Origin of the sequence: Mycobacterium sp. (genome assembly GCF_008709575.1) — a bacterium.
Taxonomy (GTDB): Bacteria; Actinomycetota; Actinomycetes; order Mycobacteriales; family Mycobacteriaceae; genus Mycobacterium.
Window position 1 is genome coordinate 1 of the sequence record NZ_VYIK01000191.1, and the last position, 1,050, is coordinate 1,050.

At 58.5% G+C, this 1,050-nt stretch carries 2 protein-coding genes; both read left to right on the forward strand.

Annotation, left to right across the window (positions count from 1 at the left end):
* Positions 1-150: 150 nt before the first annotated feature.
* Positions 151-456, forward strand: coding sequence for a hypothetical protein (locus F6Q13_RS17780; protein WP_293059383.1), 306 nt, complete (start codon positions 151-153; stop codon positions 454-456).
* A 30-nt stretch (positions 457-486) separates the two neighbouring features.
* On the forward strand, positions 487-1,050 hold a 564-nt coding region (locus tag F6Q13_RS17785; protein WP_293059386.1), incomplete at its 3' end, for a Rieske (2Fe-2S) protein.

The window sequence follows — 1,050 nt, forward strand, 5'->3', positions numbered from 1 at the left end:
CCCCACTACCAGGGAGGGCAGCATGAATTCCACCCACGAAAACGTCAGTAGATCCTCAATTACTTACAGCATTACGGTTTGGTTCGAGTGCCGGATTCGCCCATTGAATTGCATCACGCGTGGAATCATCTGGGGGCAATCGTGCGACCGGTGGCCATGGAGATCACGACGCACATCGAGCACCACTTCGACAGTCGGCATAAGTTCTACGAGTTGAAGCCGCGTCCCGAGGCTCCGCAGATGCCCAGCGCGATCTTGTGTTTCGTGTGTGCGCTCATCCCGCTGTTGTGGGAAAGGGCGATCGCCAAACCGCGGTTGAGGTATTGGGATGAGCATTTCGCCTCTCCCGCGGAGCGTGCGTTGGCGATGGCGGCCAACCGCAGGGCAGGCTGGCCGCAATGGGTGGATTCCTCTCCGCGTTCACAGCTAACGACCGAAGCGCGCGGCGCAGCTTAGAGACAATACGGAAGACAAGGTCCGGTTACCGTGGCAACAAGTTCACAGCAACTGATTATCGACGACACCGCGCGTGGAGTGTTCCGAGTACATCGCTCGGCGTTTACGTCACCGGAAATATTCGAGGCTGAACGGGATCTGATCTTCAACAGGTGTTGGCTCTATCTCGGGCACGAGTCGGAGATCCCGGAGCCGGGCGATTTCTTGAGGCGCACAGTGGGCGGTAGGCCTCTCATCTTCGTGCGCAGTGCCACCACCGGCGAGATCCGCGCGTTCCACAACACCTGCCCGCACAGGGGCGCAATGGTCTGCCGCACGGATTCGGGTAACGGGAAAGTGTTCCAATGCTTCTACCATGCCTGGTCGTTCAACACCGACGGCGAGTTGGTCGGTATGCCCGACCGGCAAGCCTATGGCCCGGAATTTCGATTCGAGGATCTAGGCCTGCAACCGGTCGCGGGCATGGACACCTATCGGGGATTTGTGTTCGTCACCTTCAACAAGAACGTCGAAGACCTGGTCGATTACCTGGCCGGTGTTGGTTTGCGTCTGACTTCGCCGCAGAGATGGGCTTGGAAAATTACCCAATGCTGG